A 15700-nucleotide genomic window follows, 5' to 3' on the forward strand; every position below is an offset into this window, starting at 1 on the left:
AAGGACGGGTAAGCCTTGGCTCGACCCCACGATCAGGAGGAATGACATGGTCAAGGCAGCAAATCTCGGCTACCCGCGCATCGGCGCCAAGCGCGAGCTCAAGAAGGCCCTGGAAAGCTACTGGAAGGGCGACCTCGACGCCGCCGCGCTCGAGGCCACCGCCGCCGGGCTGCGGGCCGCCAACTGGGCGGCGCAGGCCGAGGCCGGCATGGCGCGGATTCCGTCGAACGACTTCTCGTTCTATGACCAGGTGCTCGACACCACCGCCATGCTGGGCGCCGTGCCGCCGCGCTTCGCCGGCCTTGACGGTCTTGATGCCTACTTCGCCATGGCCCGCGGCACCGACGCCGCGCCGGCCATGGAGATGACCAAGTGGTTCGACACCAACTATCACTACATCGTGCCGGAGCTGACCGCGGGCATGACCTTCCGTCTGGCCAACCAGATCCCGGTCGAGCGCTTCAAGGAGGCCAAGGCGCGCGGGGTGCACACCCGCCCGGTGCTGGTCGGCCCGGTCACCTGGCTGGCCCTGGCCAAGGCCAAGACCGAGGGACTGGAGCCGCTGTCGCTGCTGCCCCAGGTGGTCGCCGTCTATGCCGAGCTGCTGGGCCGGCTGGCCGAGGCGGGGGCTGATTGGGTGCAGATCGACGAGCCGATCCTGGTCCGCGACCTGAGCCCCGCCGAGGCCGAGGCGCTGCGCGGCGCCTATGACACGCTGTCGGCGGCGTTGTCGAAGGGTGGGCCGAGGATCCTGCTGGCGACCTACTTCGGGGCCCTGGGCGACAACCTCGAGCTGGCCTGTGGCCTGCCGGTGGATGGCCTGCACATCGATCTGGTGCGCGCCCCGGGGCAGCTCGACGCGGTGCTGGCCAAGGTCGGCGACAAGTCCCTGTCGCTGGGCCTGATCGACGGCCGCAACATCTGGCGCAGCGACCTTTCGCGGGCCCTCGGCCTGGCCCAGAAGGCGACCGCCGCGCTGGGCGGGGAGCGCGTCGAGATCGCGCCGTCGTGCTCGCTGCTGCATGTCCCCGTGGATCTGGCCCACGAGACGGCGCTGGATGACGAGCTGAAGGGCTGGCTGGCCTTCGCCCGGCAGAAGCTGGACGAGGTGGCCGCCCTGGCCCGTGCCGCCGGCTCGGGGCGCGAGGCCGCCGCCGACGCCTTCGCCGCCGCCGACGCCGCCATGGCCGCGCGCGCCGCCTCGGCCCGCATCCACGACCCGGCGGTGAAGGCGCGCGCCGCCGCGGTGACGGCGGCCGATCTTGAACGGCCCAGCCCCTATGCCGTCCGCATCGCCAAGCAGCAGGCCCGACTGGGTCTTCCGGCCTACCCCACGACGACCATCGGCTCGTTCCCGCAGACCCCGGAAATCCGCAAGGCCCGCGCCGCCCACCGCCGGGGCGAGATGAACGACGCCGACTACCGCGCCTTCCTGGAAGAGCAGACCCGCCAGTGCATCCGCCGCCAGGAGGAGCTGGGGCTCGACGTGCTGGTGCATGGCGAGTTCGAGCGCAACGACATGGTGGAGTATTTCGGCGAGCAGCTGTCCGGGTTCACCTTCACCAAGAACGGCTGGGTGCAGTCCTACGGCTCGCGCTGCGTGAAGCCGCCGGTGATCTTCGGCGACGTCTCGCGGCCCCGGGCGATGACCGTGGACTGGGCCAAGTTCGCCGCCGCCCAGACCACGCGGCCGATGAAGGGCATGCTGACCGGCCCGGTGACCATCCTGCAATGGTCCTTCGTGCGCGACGACCAGCCGCGCGCCGAGACTTGCAGGCAGGTCGCGCTGGCCATCCGCGACGAGGTGGCCGACCTGGAACGGGCCGGCCTGCCGATCATCCAGATCGACGAGGCGGCGCTGCGCGAGGGCCTGCCCCTGCGCCAGGCCGAGCGGCAGGAATACCTGGACTGGGCGGTGGCGGCCTTCCGGCTGACGGCTTCCGCCGTCGCCGACGAGACGCAGATCCATACCCACATGTGCTACTCGGAGTTCAACGACATCATGCCCGCCATCGCGGCCATGGATGCCGACGTGATCTCGATCGAGGCCTCGCGCTCGGACATGGAACTGCTGGAGGCGTTCCGCGACTTCGAATACCCCAACGACATCGGCCCCGGGGTGTGGGACATCCACAGCCCCCGCGTGCCCGAACAGTCGGCCATGGTCTCGCTGCTGAAGAGCGCCACCGCGTTGATCCCGGCCGACCGCCTGTGGGTCAATCCCGACTGCGGCCTGAAGACCCGGGGCTGGCCCGAGGTCGAACGCTCGATCACCCACCTTGTCGGCGCCGCCAGGACCCTGCGCGAAAAGGCGGCGTAATACCAACCGGCGATGAGTAAGACTCATCGCGGTTTGGTCAAGCCTTTAGGGACCGGGGGGCTGATTGGGGGCTTTGCCCCCAAACCCCCATCGGGGGACCGAGGCGGTCCCCCGAACCCCCTCCATTCGTTGGTGAACAATCGTTCCCTCCGAGCGGAGCGCGTCGTGGTTTTTGGTTGCAGGCCAGCTTTGCTGGCCTGCGAAAACAACGGGGGAATGGGCGCGCAGCCTCAGATCGCCTTCCCAATGGTTCGCTTGCAGGCCGGCCTTGGCCTGGGTGCGGAAATCCCGGCTCGCTCGGCGATCCATGAATGAATGGAGGGGGGCCGGGGGACCACCTTGGTCCCCCGGTGGGGTTTCAAAGGGGCAAAGCCCCTTTCATGCCAACCTTTCATGCCAACCGGCGATGGGTTCCTCTCATCGCCGGTTGGTATAACATCCCGGGAAGCGGCCGTTTCCGGCCGTTTCCCGTCACCCGTGGGGGCCGCCTGTGGGGGCCGGCGTCCCCCACGGGTGGAAACCGTTTGACATCTCCGGATGTCGAAATCTGGGGCCAGGAGGGAGTTCGGCGCACCGCTCACGGCGGCAAGACCGAAGCCGCCCCGCCCCGCGAGCCAGGAAACCCGCCGGGACAATGTGGCCGTGCGTCGGGCGGGGTGTCCCCGCTGTGTTCGGCTACTTCGAGGCGACCGAGGGCAACGCCTATCGGCAGCTCCAGCCCCACCCGCTGCCCTGGCTGGTCGAGGTGCTGAACGGCGTCGAGCACGCCAATTTCTTCGAGCAGCGGGCCACCGAGTACTCGAAGGGCGCCTCGCGCGGCCGCTGGGAGGGCGCCGATGGCGTGTGGGCCCAGTTCGAGGCCCACATCGAGGCCCAGGAGAGTGGCCGCGCCGCCTGAGGCGGGGGGCTGAAAACCAGCTCTGCTGTGATGTGACGGTATTCGCCTGAGAGTTTGCGCTGCACTTTGGCCTGGAGCTTCGGGGCCGGGGTTCCGGGTCAAGGTGTGGCCATGCCGCCCTCGGACGTGGGCTAGAGCAGATTGGGCGCGTGAATCTGTCGCTGAACGACCTCGTTGCAGTTGCCGATCGGCCGTGGGCGGAGCAGGTGGGTATCGTGTTTGACTGATCTCTTCGGCACCGATCCCTAGTTGTACTAACTAGGTTTGCCTCGCCGTCATTTCAAAAAACAATGCCTCACTATCCGAGGAATATCGACACGTATACCAAGAAGTAATCCGCAACAGCTATGTTATTGCGCGTAGGGCAGTTGCAACTGAACATTCCGCTGGAAAGCCGATGGGTCGAACAGGCCATCGCTCGCCGACAGATGATGATTCAACTCTCGCTTCAACGCGCCTATCTCAAGCGTGTCAAGGTACCGGGTCTTGAATGAGCGGATCTCGTTTTCCCGGAGTGCATTCCATCCGATTTCGTCAATTGTCTCAGCCACGAACCGCGAAAGGTTTGGCCCCCATTGGAAGCCTTTGATCAAGGCATACCGAAATGCTCGAACGGCATTTCCCTTGGGGTTTGGATTGGGTCGGAGATTGATCTCCAAAATCTTCCGATTCAGGTCATCAAAGTAACCGGGCCTTGCATACAACCTTTTATGAGCAAGGTCATAGATGATGGCGTCACAACTAAAGAACGTGACCTCTCGCAAATCTACTACCGTACGGACCCGAACATGTCCTTGTAGATGTGCCCAAGTGCGCTGCAGGGGCCATACATCTATTTGCCATCTCTTTGATGGAAGAGCATAGCCACCAAAACGATTTACGCGCGCACCGATTGCATGCATTTGCTTTTCGAATGCCGCCAAATCGTATGGATCGATGACGAAATCGAGATCGGATTTGAACCCGGCGTTCCCAAACATAGCGACATCGCGCAGCATGCCACCGATGAGCACAAGATGACCGTGAGCGCGAAGCTCCCTCAGCGTGCGTCGCACATCCTCGCGCCCGCGATATGGCGAGTTCAGAAAGTATCGAACTCTTTTTTCAAGAAGGTGTTCCATTGACCGGGTACATTCTACGATAGTGTTTCAAAAAGTCATCATGCAGATCGATGCAGAACTGATCCGTCATACCTGACACCATGTCAGTCAGGAGTTGCATTTCCTTGTACCGGATCGGCAGGCCAGCGTCAGAGTGATATTGTTTGACCTTACCCTCAAAAATTCGGCGATAATTCTTGGAAATCCGGCTATACACATAGGCGGAGAATGGCGAGTTCCGCTTGCTGTCGAGATTCTTGTAGTCTTTGCGGTCACTTATTCCGATCCACAGAAAATCCATCAGGCGGTTGAGCGTATTGTATCCATTCAGTTCAATCTCGAGAACTGTCTTGTGGCTAAACGCATTCTGTCGGTCGAAGTCTTTCAGTGCATCGCACAGAGCCGCCGCCTGGGACGCTTTGATCAGTTCTCCGTCAAAGTTTCCGTTGACGATGTCATGATAGTTGTCCTTGAACGCCTGCGCGACAGCGGAAACCATTAGATGGATTGCATGCACTCTGAACTTTTGCGTCGCCACGTCCTGCAACTCTCTGGGGTGCAGCTTCTGCCTTCGGAGCACATCATACTCCCAGCGCGATAGTTTGCAGAGATGGCTTACAACCGGGTCAAGCTGGTCTTCTCCACCCGGGTGGTAGCCGAGGGAAGCTAAAAGATCGTTGAGGGACGCCAGCCCCTTCTTGATCGCGTCCTCCGCGTCAAGCACGGAGTACGCGATGTCATCGCATGCCTCCATCACCAGTGCGAGCGGGTGACGAGCGTCGCCCTCCAAGCCGACTTCCCTCCGGATTTGATCAACCAAACTGCGTTCAGAAGCGAAAAATCCAACTTTTTTGTGCGTCTGTTTGCCCTTGTCGATCTTGTCGGACGACGCGACGTATTTCATAATGGCGGCCAGCGTGCCCAGCGTCAGATTAAGACCCAGGTCGTCACCAATGACCTGAAGCTTTGTGAGCACACGAAGTGTTTGGGCGTTGCCTTCAAATTGCAGGAAGTCATTCCTGTGCTGCTCTGTCAGCCGAGAAACATCTTCCTCAATTTCCGGTCCATCGGAATTCGTTCGCTTGAAAAGAACGTCCGAATTCCGTTTGAACCATGCGCGAATGGCATTCTCCCCTTGATGCCCAAAGGGTGGGTTGCCAATATCGTGCGCGAGACCAACGGCAGCAAGAGTTGCGGGGATCGACCTGATCGCATCTTCAGGCAGCTTATCGTTTAGCAAAACCGCAATTTCAACTCCCAACGACCTTGCAAGGTTCGCGACTTCATAAGAATGGGTTAATCGGGTTCTGATGCTCTCGATGCTTTCAAGCGGGAACACTTGAGTCTTGTCGCCCATCCGGCGAAAGGGTGTGGAGAACAGGATGCGGTCGTGATCGCGCTCCTGAGGCAGACGGAACTGTCCTTCGGCAAAGTCTGGCCCCTTCGGCTTGCCATCAGGCTTCCGGCGATCAAGCAGATCCCCAAAGCGTTCCGCGAAGAGCAATTGCGACCAGTCCGCCATTCCCCCTGCTACCCTCCAAGCTCGCGACTCGTGATGCGCGTCCCCCACTATCTATTGATGTTTAACAGACCCCGCAGACATCAATCTAGCCAATTACGCTTTTGCCCCTGCCGCTATGCCTACCTCGCGTTTCTAGGCGGCCACGCCAGCCGGAACGACGCCCGCTGAAGGCATCGTTGAGCAACCTGCGGAACCCGTTGAAAACGCTCGCCCTCGCGAAGCCGAAGCGGGCCGGACGAGGTTCGCTCGGTTAGAGACGGAGGGCCGTTCAGAGAAGGAAATTCGGCCCGGCGCCAGTCTCCGAGGTTCGGGCGTCTCGGCTAAACGCCTTATGAAATAATAAAGAAAAGGCCCCCAACGGGAGCCTCATCTCGGGTTCGCTACAAGATAGTGGCGGAGAGGGTGGGATTCGAACCCACGGATCCCTCGCGGGATCAACGGTTTTCGAGACCGCCCCGTTCGACCACTCCGGCACCTCTCCGCGGCGGTCAGGGGGCCCGGCGGGGCGGCCCTGACAGACTGGTCGTCGGCAAGGCGCGGAACATAGCGCCCGGCGGGGCCGGGATCAACCGTCTCTGTGGGGCCTGGGAGCCCTTTTGGTTAAGCCCTTTCGCCAGGGCCGTCCGCCAGCGCCGGCGAAGGCTCCAACAACCCCGTTGACAGGGCCGGCGCGAGGACTATAGTGCGCCCTCTCGCCGCCACCGGGTTCGCCGGGCCGACTGGGCCGGGGTCCGGGGGCGCTTCAGTGTTTCCAAAACGATACATCCGGCAGGGATCATGTTCGCAGTCATCAAGACCGGCGGCAAGCAGTACAAGGTCGCCAAGGACGACGTTCTGGCCATCGAGAAGATCGAGGGCGAGGACGGGGCCGATGTCATGTTCGACCAGGTGCTGATGGTCGGCGACAAGGTCGGCGCCCCGACCGTGGACGGCGCCGCCGTCGCGGCCCAGGTGGTGCGCCAGTTCAAGGACGACAAGGTGATCGTCTTCAAGAAGAAGCGTCGCCAGAACTATCGCCGCAAGAAGGGTCATCGCCAGCAGCTGACCCTGGTCCGCATCACCGACATCCAGGCCGGCGCCTGATCGTCATCTGACCGGCGGGCCGCATCCGGCCCCGGGCAGAGGGTTCAAGTTCCAGGAGGTTCGTCCCCATGGCTCACAAAAAGGCAGGCGGCAGTTCGCGCAACGGCCGCGATACCGAAGGCAAGCGCCTCGGCGTCAAGAAGTTCGGGGGCGAGGCCGTGATCCCCGGCAACATCATCATCCGTCAGCGGGGCACCAAGTGGCACCCCGGCACCGGCGTTGGTCTGGGCAAGGACTACACCATCTTCGCCACCGCCGAGGGCAAGGTGTCCTTCCGCAAGGGCTTCAAGGGCCGCACCTTCGTTTCGGTGGACCCGGTCGAGCCGGCCGAGTAGGCATTCCGCCGGCCCCGCTCCGGCGGCCGGCACCCTGACCATGCGATGTTCAGAGGGAGCGGCCCCGGCCGTTCCCTTTTTTGCTGTCTGGACCCCCCGTCGATGAAGTTCCTCGATCAGGCCAAGATTCATCTGAAAAGCGGCGACGGCGGCAACGGCTGCGTCAGCTTCCGGCGCGAGAAGTACATCGAGTTCGGCGGCCCGGACGGCGGCGATGGCGGGCGCGGCGGCGACGTCATCTTCGAATCGGTGGCCAACCTCAACACCCTGATCGACTTCCGCTACCAGCAGCACTTCAAGGCCGAGCGCGGCATCGACGGCATGGGCAAGAACCGCACCGGCCGGGGCGGGCGCGACTGCGTCATCAAGGTGCCGGTGGGCACGGAAATCCTCACCGACGAGCGCGACCGGGTGCTGGCCGACATGACCCGCCCCGGGATGCGGGTGACGGTGCTCGAGGGCGGCAACGGCGGCTTCGGCAACGCCCGCTTCAAGAGCAGCGTGAAGCAGGCCCCGCGCCACGCCAACCCCGGCCTGCCGGGCGAGGAAATCTCGGTCTGGCTGCGCCTGAAGCTGATCGCCGACGCCGGGCTGGTCGGCCTGCCCAACGCCGGCAAGTCGACCCTGCTTTCGGTGCTCACCCGGGCCCGGCCGAAGATCGCCGACTATCCCTTCACCACCCTCAATCCCAACCTGGGGGTGGCCCATGTGGACGACGAGGAGTTCATCCTGGCCGACATCCCGGGCCTGATCGAGGGGGCCCACGAGGGGGCCGGCCTGGGCACCCGCTTTCTCGGCCATGTGGAACGCTGCCCGGTGCTGTTGCACCTGATCGACGCCACCCAGGAAGACGTGGTCGAGGCCTATCGGGTGGTCCGCGCCGAGCTGGACGCCTATGGCCACGGCCTGGCCGACAAGCCCGAACTGGTCGCCCTGTCCAAGGCCGATGCCCTGACCCCGGAGGACCTGGAGGCGGCCCGGGCCGAGCTGGAGGAGCTGGGGGTCGGCCCGGTGATGAGCCTGTCGGCGGTGGCCGGCCAGGGGCTGAGCGAGATCGCCCGCGCCCTGCTCGGGCCGATTCGCGCCCGCCGGGTCCGCGAGCACGCCGTCGAGTCGGCCGACACCCCACCGCCCACGGGCTGGACGCCATGACCGACTCGCCCCTCGCCGACCTCCACCGGGTGGTGGTCAAGATCGGCTCGGCCCTCCTGGTCGATCAGGCCAGCGGCCACCTGCACCGCCGCTGGCTGGCCGCCCTGGCCGAGGACATCGCCGACTGGCGGGCCGCCGGACGGCAGGTGCTGATCGTCTCCTCGGGCTCCATCGCGGTCGGCCGGCGGCTGCTCGGCCTGCCTTCCGGGCTCTTGCGGCTGGAGGAAAAGCAGGCCGCCGCCGCCGCCGGTCAGGTGCGTCTGGCCCACGCCTATCAGGAGGTGCTGGGAGAGCACGGGATCACCGCCGCCCAGGTCCTGCTGACCATCGACGATACCGAGAACCGGCGCCGCTACCTGAACGCCCGGACCACCATGGAAACCCTGCTGCGCCTCGGCGCCATTCCGGTGATCAACGAGAACGACACGGTGGCGACCCAGGAAATCCGCTACGGCGACAACGACCGCCTGGGGGCCCGGGTGGCCGCCATGGCCTCGGCCGACGGGTTGATCCTGCTGTCGGACATCGATGGCCTTTACGAGTGCGACCCGCGCCAGAATCCCGAGGCCCGCCTGATCCCCGAGGTCCGCGCCCTGACCCCGGAGATCGAGGCGATGGCCGGTGAGGCGCGCTCCGGCTACGGCAGCGGTGGCATGGTCACCAAACTTCTGGCGGCGCGCATCGCCATGGGGGCGGGGTGTCGCATGGCGATCGCTCCGGGCAAGGACCTCCACCCCCTGAAGGCTCTTGAGGGCGGCGGCCGGGCGACCTGGTTCCTGCCGGCCAGCGAGCCCCGCCAGGCCCGCAAGCAGTGGATCGCCGGGTCGCTCAAGCCGATGGGCCGGCTGGTCGTCGACGCCGGCGCCGTCCGCGCCCTGGCCGCCGGCAAGAGCCTGCTGCCGGCCGGCGTGATCGAGGTCGACGGCACCTTCGACCGGGGCGACGCGGTGCTGGTCGCCGATGCCGCCGGCCACCTGCTGGGGCGCGGCCTCAGCGCCTACAACAGCGCCGACGCGCGGCGCCTGATGGGCCACAACAGCCGCGACATCGAGGCCCTGCTGGGCTACCGTGGGCGCAGTGAAATGATCCACCGCGACGATCTGGTGTGGGAAGACCGAGAGAGATGACCGCCTCGCCCGACCTCAAGCAGACCATGGACGATTTGGGCCGCCGGGCCCGCGCCGCCGCTGCCCTGCTGGCCACCACCGCCGGGGCCGACAAGGACCGCGCCCTGATCGCCGCCGCCGACGAGCTGGTGCGGGCCGAGGAGGAGATCGTCGCCGCCAACGCCCTGGACATGGCCGCCGGCGAGGAAAAGGGCCTTTCCAAGGCTCTGCTCGACCGCCTGCTTTTGACCCCGGAGCGCATCGCCGCCATGGCCAAGGGCCTGCGCGAGATCGCCGCCCTGCCCGATCCGGTGGGCCGCGAGCTGGCCCGCTGGCAGCGCCCCAACGGGCTCGACATCGCCCGAATCGCGGTGCCCCTGGGGGTGATCGGGGTGATCTACGAAAGCCGCCCCAACGTCACCGCCGATGCCGGCGGGCTGTGCCTGAAATCGGGCAACGCGGTGATCCTGCGCGGCGGCTCGGAAAGCTTCCATTCGGCGCGCGCCATCCTGGCCGCCCTGACCCGCGGCCTGGAGGCCGCCGGCCTGCCCGCCGACGCCATCCAGATGGTGCCGACCACCGACCGCGCCGCCGTCGGCCACCTGATCACCATGGAAGCGTTCGTCGACGTCATCGTGCCGCGCGGCGGCAAGAGCCTGATCGCCCGGCTGTCGGCGGAAAGCCGCATTCCCATGTTCAAGCACCTGGAAGGCATCTGCCACACCTACGTCCACGCCGCCGCCGATCCGGCCAAGGCGCGTGACATCGTGCTCAATGCCAAGATGCGGCGCACCGGCATCTGCGGGGCCACCGAGACCCTGCTCATCGACCGCGCCGTGGCCGCGTCGCTGCTGCCCCTGCTGGCGGCCGATCTGGCCCGGGCCGGCTGCGCCCTGCGCGGCGACGCCGAGGCCCGCGAGCTGGCCGGCGAAACGCCCATGGCGGCCGCCGAGGAGATCGACTGGGACACCGAGTATCTGGACGCCATCCTCAGCGTGCGGGTGGTCGATGGGATCGATCAGGCCATCGAGCACATCCGGGCCCATTCCTCGTCCCACACCGAGTCCATCGTCACCGAGGATGCCCCGACCGCCGAACGCTTCCTGAACGAGGTGGACAGCGCCATTGTCATGCTCAACGCCTCGACCCAGTTCGCCGACGGCGGCGAGTTCGGCATGGGGGCGGAGATCGGCATCGCCACCGGCAAACTGCACGCCCGTGGTCCGGTCGGCGTGGAACAACTGACGACCTACAAGTATCAGGTGCGCGGCAGCGGTCAGACGCGCCCCTGAGCGGGACGCACAAAGGGGCGCTGCCCCTTTGATCCCCGCTGGGGAGGCCGTGGGGCCTCCCCAGACCCCACCATGACTTAAAACCCCACCGAGGGGGCTTGCCCCCCTCGGTGGGGTTTTGACTCATGGCGGGGGTCCGGGGGGGCCCCAGGTCCCCCCGGCGGGGGTCAAGGGGGCGGCGCCCCTTTGCCGTCCGCTCAGGCGTCGATCAGGGTACGCACGTGGCGCATCAGGGTGCGCCAGTGGCGCGCCACGTGCCACACGCCGACAGCCAGGAAGGCGATGCTGGCGATCTCGTGGATCTCGTGGGCCGGGCGCATCAGCGGGGTGAGCAGGGTGGTCTCGCCGCGCTCCGGGCCGAACAGCATGAGCAGGCCGGTGGCGGCCAGGATCAGAAAGCCGACCGCGACGATCAGGGTGAGCAGGGCACGGGTGCGATTGCGGTTGTTCGGGCGAGCGACGGCAAGGGTGGTCATGGCGTTGGTTCCTCGACGGCAGAGGGGGTTGGGGGCTTGCGACGTGATCGTCGCGACGCCGCCCAATCTGCCCACCGGCGGTAACGCCGATGTGTCGCGATGCGGGGAAAAGTGTAACCGTGTGTGACCGCCGCCGGCCCTACAGCCGGCCGTAGCGCACGTAGTCGGCCCACAGGCGCTCCAGGCGCTCCAGGCTGTCCACCGCCTCGGCCAGCTTGGGTTCACAGAGGCCGTGGCGCTCCATGGTCTCCATCAGGTGGCCCTGCAACTGGCTGATGTGCTGGCACAACTCGCGGCCCTTGGCGGTGATCTCCAGGCGCACGGCGCGCCGGTCGAAGGGGTCGCGGGCCTGGGTCAGGTAGCCGGCCTCGGCCAGCTTGCGGATGGTGTAGCTGACGTTGGAGCCATGGTAGTAGCCGCGATCCTTGAGGTCGCGCATGACCACGTCGTCGTCGCCGATGTTGGCCAGAAGCAGGGCCTGCACCGGGTTGATGTCGGTGATCCCCAGACGGCGCAACTCGACCCGCAGCACGTCCAGGAAATGGCGGTGCAGACGCTCGATCATGCCGACGATGGTTTGATACGACTGGCTCACGGACTTCACTATAGGCAGGCGGGCGGGGCTCTGGCAATCACCACGCCGGGCTCTCACATCAGCCGGGTGGGTTGCCGCCACGGCCGGGACGGGTATGCTGCCCCGGGCAGCCGGGAGGAGGATGCCGATGATCGAGGTCGAGGCTCTGGCCAAGCGCTTCAAGGGACCCGGCGGACGGGTGGTCGAGGCGGTGCGCGAGGTCGGCTTCACCGCCCGCGACGGCCGCATCACCGGGCTGATCGGCCCCAACGGGGCGGGCAAGACGACCACCCTGCGCATCCTCTGCGGGCTGATGAAGCCGGACGCCGGACGGGCCACCATCGACGGCCTGGACGTGGTCGCCGAGACCCGCGCCGCCCAGGCCCGCCTCGGCGTGCTGCCCGACAACCGGGGGCTCTATCCCCGCCTGACGGCGCGCGAGCATGTGCGCTACTTCGGCCGCTTGCACGGCCTCAAGGGGGCGGAGCTTGAGCGGCGCATCGGCGTGCTGGCCGAGCGGCTGGGCATGGACGACGTGCTCGACCGCCGGGCCAAGGGGTTCTCCAAGGGCCAGACCCTGAAAGTGGCGCTGGCCCGCGCCCTGGTCCACGAACCACCCAACCTGCTGCTCGACGAGCCGACCAACGGGCTCGACATCGCCTCCAGCCGGGCCATGCGCGAGCTCATCCGGGGGTTTCGCGACCAGGGGCGCTGTGTTGTCTTCTGCAGCCACATCATGAGCGAGGTGGCCGCCCTGTGCGACCATCTGGTGGTCATCGCCGACGGCCGGGTGGTCGCCGAGGGGGCGGTGGACGAATTGCGCGCCCGCACCGGCCTTCAGGACCTGGAAGAGGTCTTCCTGAGCCTGACCGGGCAGAGCCTGGACGCCCCCACCCCGCCGGCCGTTGCCCCGGCCACCGCCGCCTCGTGAGACGTGCCATGGTGAGGACCCCCATGCTGGCCCCGATCCGCGTCATCTGCCTGAAGGAACTGCTCGACAACCTGCGCGACCGGCGCAGCCTGACGGTGGCCTTCGTTTATCCGCTGTTGGGGCCGATCCTGCTCGGCCTGCTGGTCACCGCCGTCTCGGCGATGATGAGCATTGATCGCACCCAGCAGTCGGACATCACGGTGAAGGTGGCCGGGGGCGAACGGGCGCCCGAGCTGATCGCCTTCATCGCCGATCAGGGGGCGCGCATCGAGGCGGTCGGCGGCGACCCCCAGGCGGTGGTGCGCGACGGCGAAGCCAAGGTGGTGCTGCACATCCCGCCCGACTATGGCGAACGGATGGCCGGCGAGGGGCGGGCCCGGGTCGAGGTGATTCTCAACGCGGCGCAACTGACCGCCGTGGTCGCCTCGGGCACGGTGACCCGGCTGGTCCGCGACTTCAACAACCGCCACGCCCGCGACACCCTGCGCTCGGTCGGCCTGACCCTGGACGACCTCAGCCCGCTTGAGGTGGAGACGGTCAACGTCTCCATGCGCGAGGCCCGGATCAACGACTTCTTCCTGTTCATGGTGCCGCCGTTCATCATCTTCACGGTCTTTATCGGCGGCGTCTATCTGGCCATCGACACCACCTCGGGCGAGCGCGAGCGGGGCTCGCTGGAGCCCCTGCTGGCCAACCCGGTGTCGCGCTGGCAGGTCATGCTGGGTAAGTTCGCGGCCGCCCTGATCTTCACCCTGATGGCGCTTTTCGTGCAGTTGGCGGCGTTCAAGATCAGCTTTTCGCTGGCCGGGGCGGGGCCCTACTCGCTGGCCGGGCGGCTGGAGCCGATGGCCCTGTTGGGGCTGGTCGCGGTGTGCCTGCCGCTGATCATGTTCGCCACCGCCATCCAGATCATCATCGCCACCATCACCCGAAGCTTCAAGGAAGCCCAGACGTGGCTGGGCCTGATGCCCCTGGTGCCGGCCATGCCGGGGCTGGCCATGGTCTTCGTGCCGGTCAATCCCGAGCTGTGGATGATGGCCATCCCGACCTACGGGCAGACCCTTCTGATGGGCCAACTGGTGCGCGGCGATCCGGTCTCGACGCTCAACGTGCTGGTCGCCGGCGGGGCGACGATGGCGGTCTCGGCCCTGCTGCTGTGGCTGTGCGCCCGCCTCTATGCGCGTGAAACGCTGTTGTGGGGGGCGTGAGGGAGGCGCCTCACCCCGCCGCGCCTTCGTCCTCTTTCCCGGCCAGCCGCACCTGAGCCTTGCCGGCCTTCTTGGCGGCGTACATGGCCTCGTCGGCGCGGCGCATCAGGTCGGTGGCGGTGCGCCCGTGGTCGGGCCAAAGGGCAACGCCGACGCTCACCCCCACCGTCATGCCGTGCGGCCAGGTCAGGGCCTCGATGCGGGCCAGCACCTTTTCGGCCACCGTGCGGGCGGCGTCGGCGTCGGGCACCTCGGGCAGCAGGACGACGAACTCGTCGCCGCCCACCCGGGCCGGCAGGTCGGCGGCCCGGCAGCAGCCCTTCAGCGCCTCGGCCACGTCCCTCAGCACGATGTCGCCGGCGGCGTGGCCGGCGCTGTCGTTGATCGCCTTGAAGCCGTCCAGGTCGAGGTAGAGCAGGGCGAAGCCGCGCCCGGAGCGGGCGCCGCGGGTGACCTCGGTTTCCATGCGCTCATCGAAGGTCATCCGGTTGGCCAGCCCGGTCAGGCCGTCGACGCGGGCCAGCGATTCCAGATAGGCCCGGTGGCGCTGACGCTCGGCGATCATCAGACCGATGGTCCGGGTCAGCACGGCGAGCAGCAGCAGCACCGGCAGGCCGACCCACAGGGCGCCCAGGGCGGCCTCGCGGACCATGCGGTCCAGGGTTTCGGCCGGCACGTGCGAGGCCATGATCCAGGCATAGCCGGCCCGCTGCTCGGGCATGGCGGTGCTTTCCACGGCCCCGGCGCAGTCGCCCAGGCCGACCAGCGGGTAGAGGGTGCGGAAGGTGAACAGGCCGTCCGGGGTGCGCACCGCGCCGCTGCCCTCGGCCCGCATGGCGGCCCACGCCTCGGGGTGGAGGTCGGCCATGCGATCCTGGGCCAGTTCGGGGAACATGAAGCCCCAGCCGGGCGGCGGATTGGGGGTGACCAGCCAGTAGCCGGCGTCGTTCAGCATCATGGCATCGCCCGGCGAGACGGCGCCGGCCGCCTTGACCGCGTCCAGCATGGCCTGGGCCCGGTAGTTGATGAGCACCAGGCCGCGCACCCGCCCGCTGTCATCGGCGACCGGGGTGCCAACGCGGATCATCGGCTTGTGGGGCAGTTCGATCTCGCCATGCTCGATGTTGAGGTCGAGCGGCGAGACATAGATCTGACCCGGCTGCAGGGCCAGGATTTCGCCCACGTAGTAGCGCCCGGACTTGTCCTGCAGGTCGCGGTCGGGCACCCGGTAGGCGAAGGTGTTCTTCATGTCGACCCGCACCGCTTCCCAGCCACCGGCGTTGATGAAGCGGATCTGGTCGTAGACCCCCACGTTGGCGGCCAGCACCTGGTACTCGACGGCCATGCGGGCCGCCGTTTCGGGCAGGCCATCGGCCAGGAAGGCCGACAGCTCGTTCTGGTGGGACAGCCAGCAGATGTCGTCGGCCACCTCGGTCAGGCCGCGCGACACCGCCTCGGCCTGAAGGTTGACGGCGAAGCGCTCGTCGCGGCGCAGTTCCGCCAGCTCGGCCGAGGCCGCCCAGACGGCATAGCCGGCCAGTCCCGCCAGCAGGACCAGGGCGAGCACGGGAAAGGCGAACCAGAACGGCCGCCAGGAAGCGGAGTGTCGCGCCATCCGATCAGCCAACCTGAACACCAGCCGATCCGCCCCGGTCAGCGTCGCTTCCGCGCGATCCACGGGGGATCACGGCGATGATATGCGG

The 15700-nt window shown here is 66.9% G+C and carries 14 protein-coding genes and 1 tRNA gene; 9 read left to right on the forward strand and 6 right to left on the reverse strand.

Going from position 1 to position 15700, the window contains the following annotated elements:
* Positions 1-46: 46 nt before the first annotated feature.
* Both metE and BLR95_RS07720 read left to right on the forward strand, forming a co-directional pair.
* A complete protein-coding gene (metE, locus tag BLR95_RS07715; protein ID WP_092617895.1) occupies positions 47-2320 on the forward strand; it encodes a 5-methyltetrahydropteroyltriglutamate--homocysteine S-methyltransferase in 2274 nt (757 codons plus the stop codon).
* Positions 2321-2954: 634 nt separating this feature from the next.
* Complete coding sequence (locus tag BLR95_RS07720; protein WP_342719798.1) at positions 2955-3218, forward strand: hypothetical protein; 264 nt, start codon at positions 2955-2957, stop codon at positions 3216-3218.
* 350 nt (positions 3219-3568) lie between these two features.
* Here BLR95_RS07720 and BLR95_RS15490 read toward each other — a convergent pair whose 3' ends face one another.
* The 3 genes from BLR95_RS15490 to BLR95_RS07730 all read right to left on the reverse strand — a co-directional run bounded on the left by BLR95_RS15490 (position 3569) and on the right by BLR95_RS07730 (position 6321).
* Positions 3569-4339 carry a hypothetical protein gene (locus tag BLR95_RS15490; protein ID WP_143130958.1) on the reverse strand — a complete coding sequence of 257 codons (771 nt, stop codon included), beginning with the start codon at positions 4337-4339 and terminating at the stop codon, positions 3569-3571.
* Complete coding sequence (dgt, locus tag BLR95_RS07725) at positions 4323-5840, reverse strand: dGTP triphosphohydrolase (protein WP_092617898.1); 1518 nt, start codon at positions 5838-5840, stop codon at positions 4323-4325. Before dgt ends, BLR95_RS15490 begins: the two co-directional genes overlap by 17 nt.
* Positions 5841-6231: 391 nt before the next feature.
* Positions 6232-6321 (reverse strand) — tRNA-Ser (locus BLR95_RS07730).
* A gap of 296 nt (positions 6322-6617) precedes the next feature.
* Between BLR95_RS07730 and rplU the strand changes: the two genes are divergently transcribed.
* From rplU to BLR95_RS07755, 5 genes are all read left to right on the forward strand, one after another.
* Positions 6618-6923 carry a 50S ribosomal protein L21 gene (rplU, locus tag BLR95_RS07735; protein ID WP_092617901.1) on the forward strand — a complete coding sequence of 102 codons (306 nt, stop codon included), beginning with the start codon at positions 6618-6620 and terminating at the stop codon, positions 6921-6923.
* Between the two features lie 68 nt (positions 6924-6991).
* Positions 6992-7258 carry a 50S ribosomal protein L27 gene (rpmA, locus tag BLR95_RS07740; protein ID WP_092617903.1) on the forward strand — a complete coding sequence of 89 codons (267 nt, stop codon included), beginning with the start codon at positions 6992-6994 and terminating at the stop codon, positions 7256-7258.
* A gap of 102 nt (positions 7259-7360) precedes the next feature.
* Positions 7361-8410, forward strand: coding sequence for a GTPase ObgE (gene obgE, locus BLR95_RS07745; RefSeq protein ID WP_092617906.1), 1050 nt, complete (start codon positions 7361-7363; stop codon positions 8408-8410).
* Positions 8407-9537: a glutamate 5-kinase gene (gene proB / locus BLR95_RS07750; protein ID WP_092617908.1), complete on the forward strand. Its 1131-nt coding sequence runs from the start codon at positions 8407-8409 to the stop codon at positions 9535-9537. The genes obgE and proB overlap by 4 nt, the downstream gene beginning before the upstream one ends.
* The gene (locus BLR95_RS07755; protein WP_092617911.1) at positions 9534-10808 is read left to right on the forward strand and encodes a glutamate-5-semialdehyde dehydrogenase; all 1275 of its coding nucleotides are present in this window, start codon (positions 9534-9536) and stop codon (positions 10806-10808) included. Before proB ends, BLR95_RS07755 begins: the two co-directional genes overlap by 4 nt.
* Positions 10809-11005: 197 nt before the next feature.
* Here the strand turns inward: BLR95_RS07755 and BLR95_RS07760 are convergent, their stop codons facing one another.
* On the reverse strand, positions 11006-11284 hold the full coding sequence (locus BLR95_RS07760; protein WP_092617914.1) for a DUF4405 domain-containing protein: 279 nt from the start codon (positions 11282-11284) through the stop codon (positions 11006-11008).
* Positions 11285-11423: 139 nt separating this feature from the next.
* Entirely contained in the window at positions 11424-11879 is a 456-nt protein-coding gene (locus tag BLR95_RS07765; RefSeq protein WP_245689354.1) for a MarR family winged helix-turn-helix transcriptional regulator, read from the reverse strand.
* Between the two features lie 127 nt (positions 11880-12006).
* Here BLR95_RS07765 and BLR95_RS07770 point away from each other — a divergent pair, with 127 nt between their 5' ends.
* Together BLR95_RS07770 and BLR95_RS07775 are read left to right on the forward strand one after the other, a co-directional pair.
* On the forward strand, positions 12007-12789 hold the full coding sequence (locus BLR95_RS07770) for an ABC transporter ATP-binding protein (protein ID WP_092617917.1): 783 nt from the start codon (positions 12007-12009) through the stop codon (positions 12787-12789).
* An 8-nt stretch (positions 12790-12797) separates the two neighbouring features.
* The gene (locus tag BLR95_RS07775) at positions 12798-13997 is read left to right on the forward strand and encodes an ABC transporter permease (protein WP_092617920.1); all 1200 of its coding nucleotides are present in this window, start codon (positions 12798-12800) and stop codon (positions 13995-13997) included.
* A 10-nt stretch (positions 13998-14007) separates the two neighbouring features.
* Here BLR95_RS07775 and BLR95_RS07780 read toward each other — a convergent pair whose 3' ends face one another.
* Positions 14008-15612 carry a GGDEF domain-containing protein gene (locus BLR95_RS07780; protein WP_092617923.1) on the reverse strand — a complete coding sequence of 535 codons (1605 nt, stop codon included), beginning with the start codon at positions 15610-15612 and terminating at the stop codon, positions 14008-14010.
* Positions 15613-15700 lie beyond the last annotated feature (88 nt).

It is taken from the genome of Roseospirillum parvum, assembly GCF_900100455.1.
Lineage (GTDB): Bacteria > Pseudomonadota > Alphaproteobacteria > Rhodospirillales > Rhodospirillaceae > Roseospirillum > Roseospirillum parvum.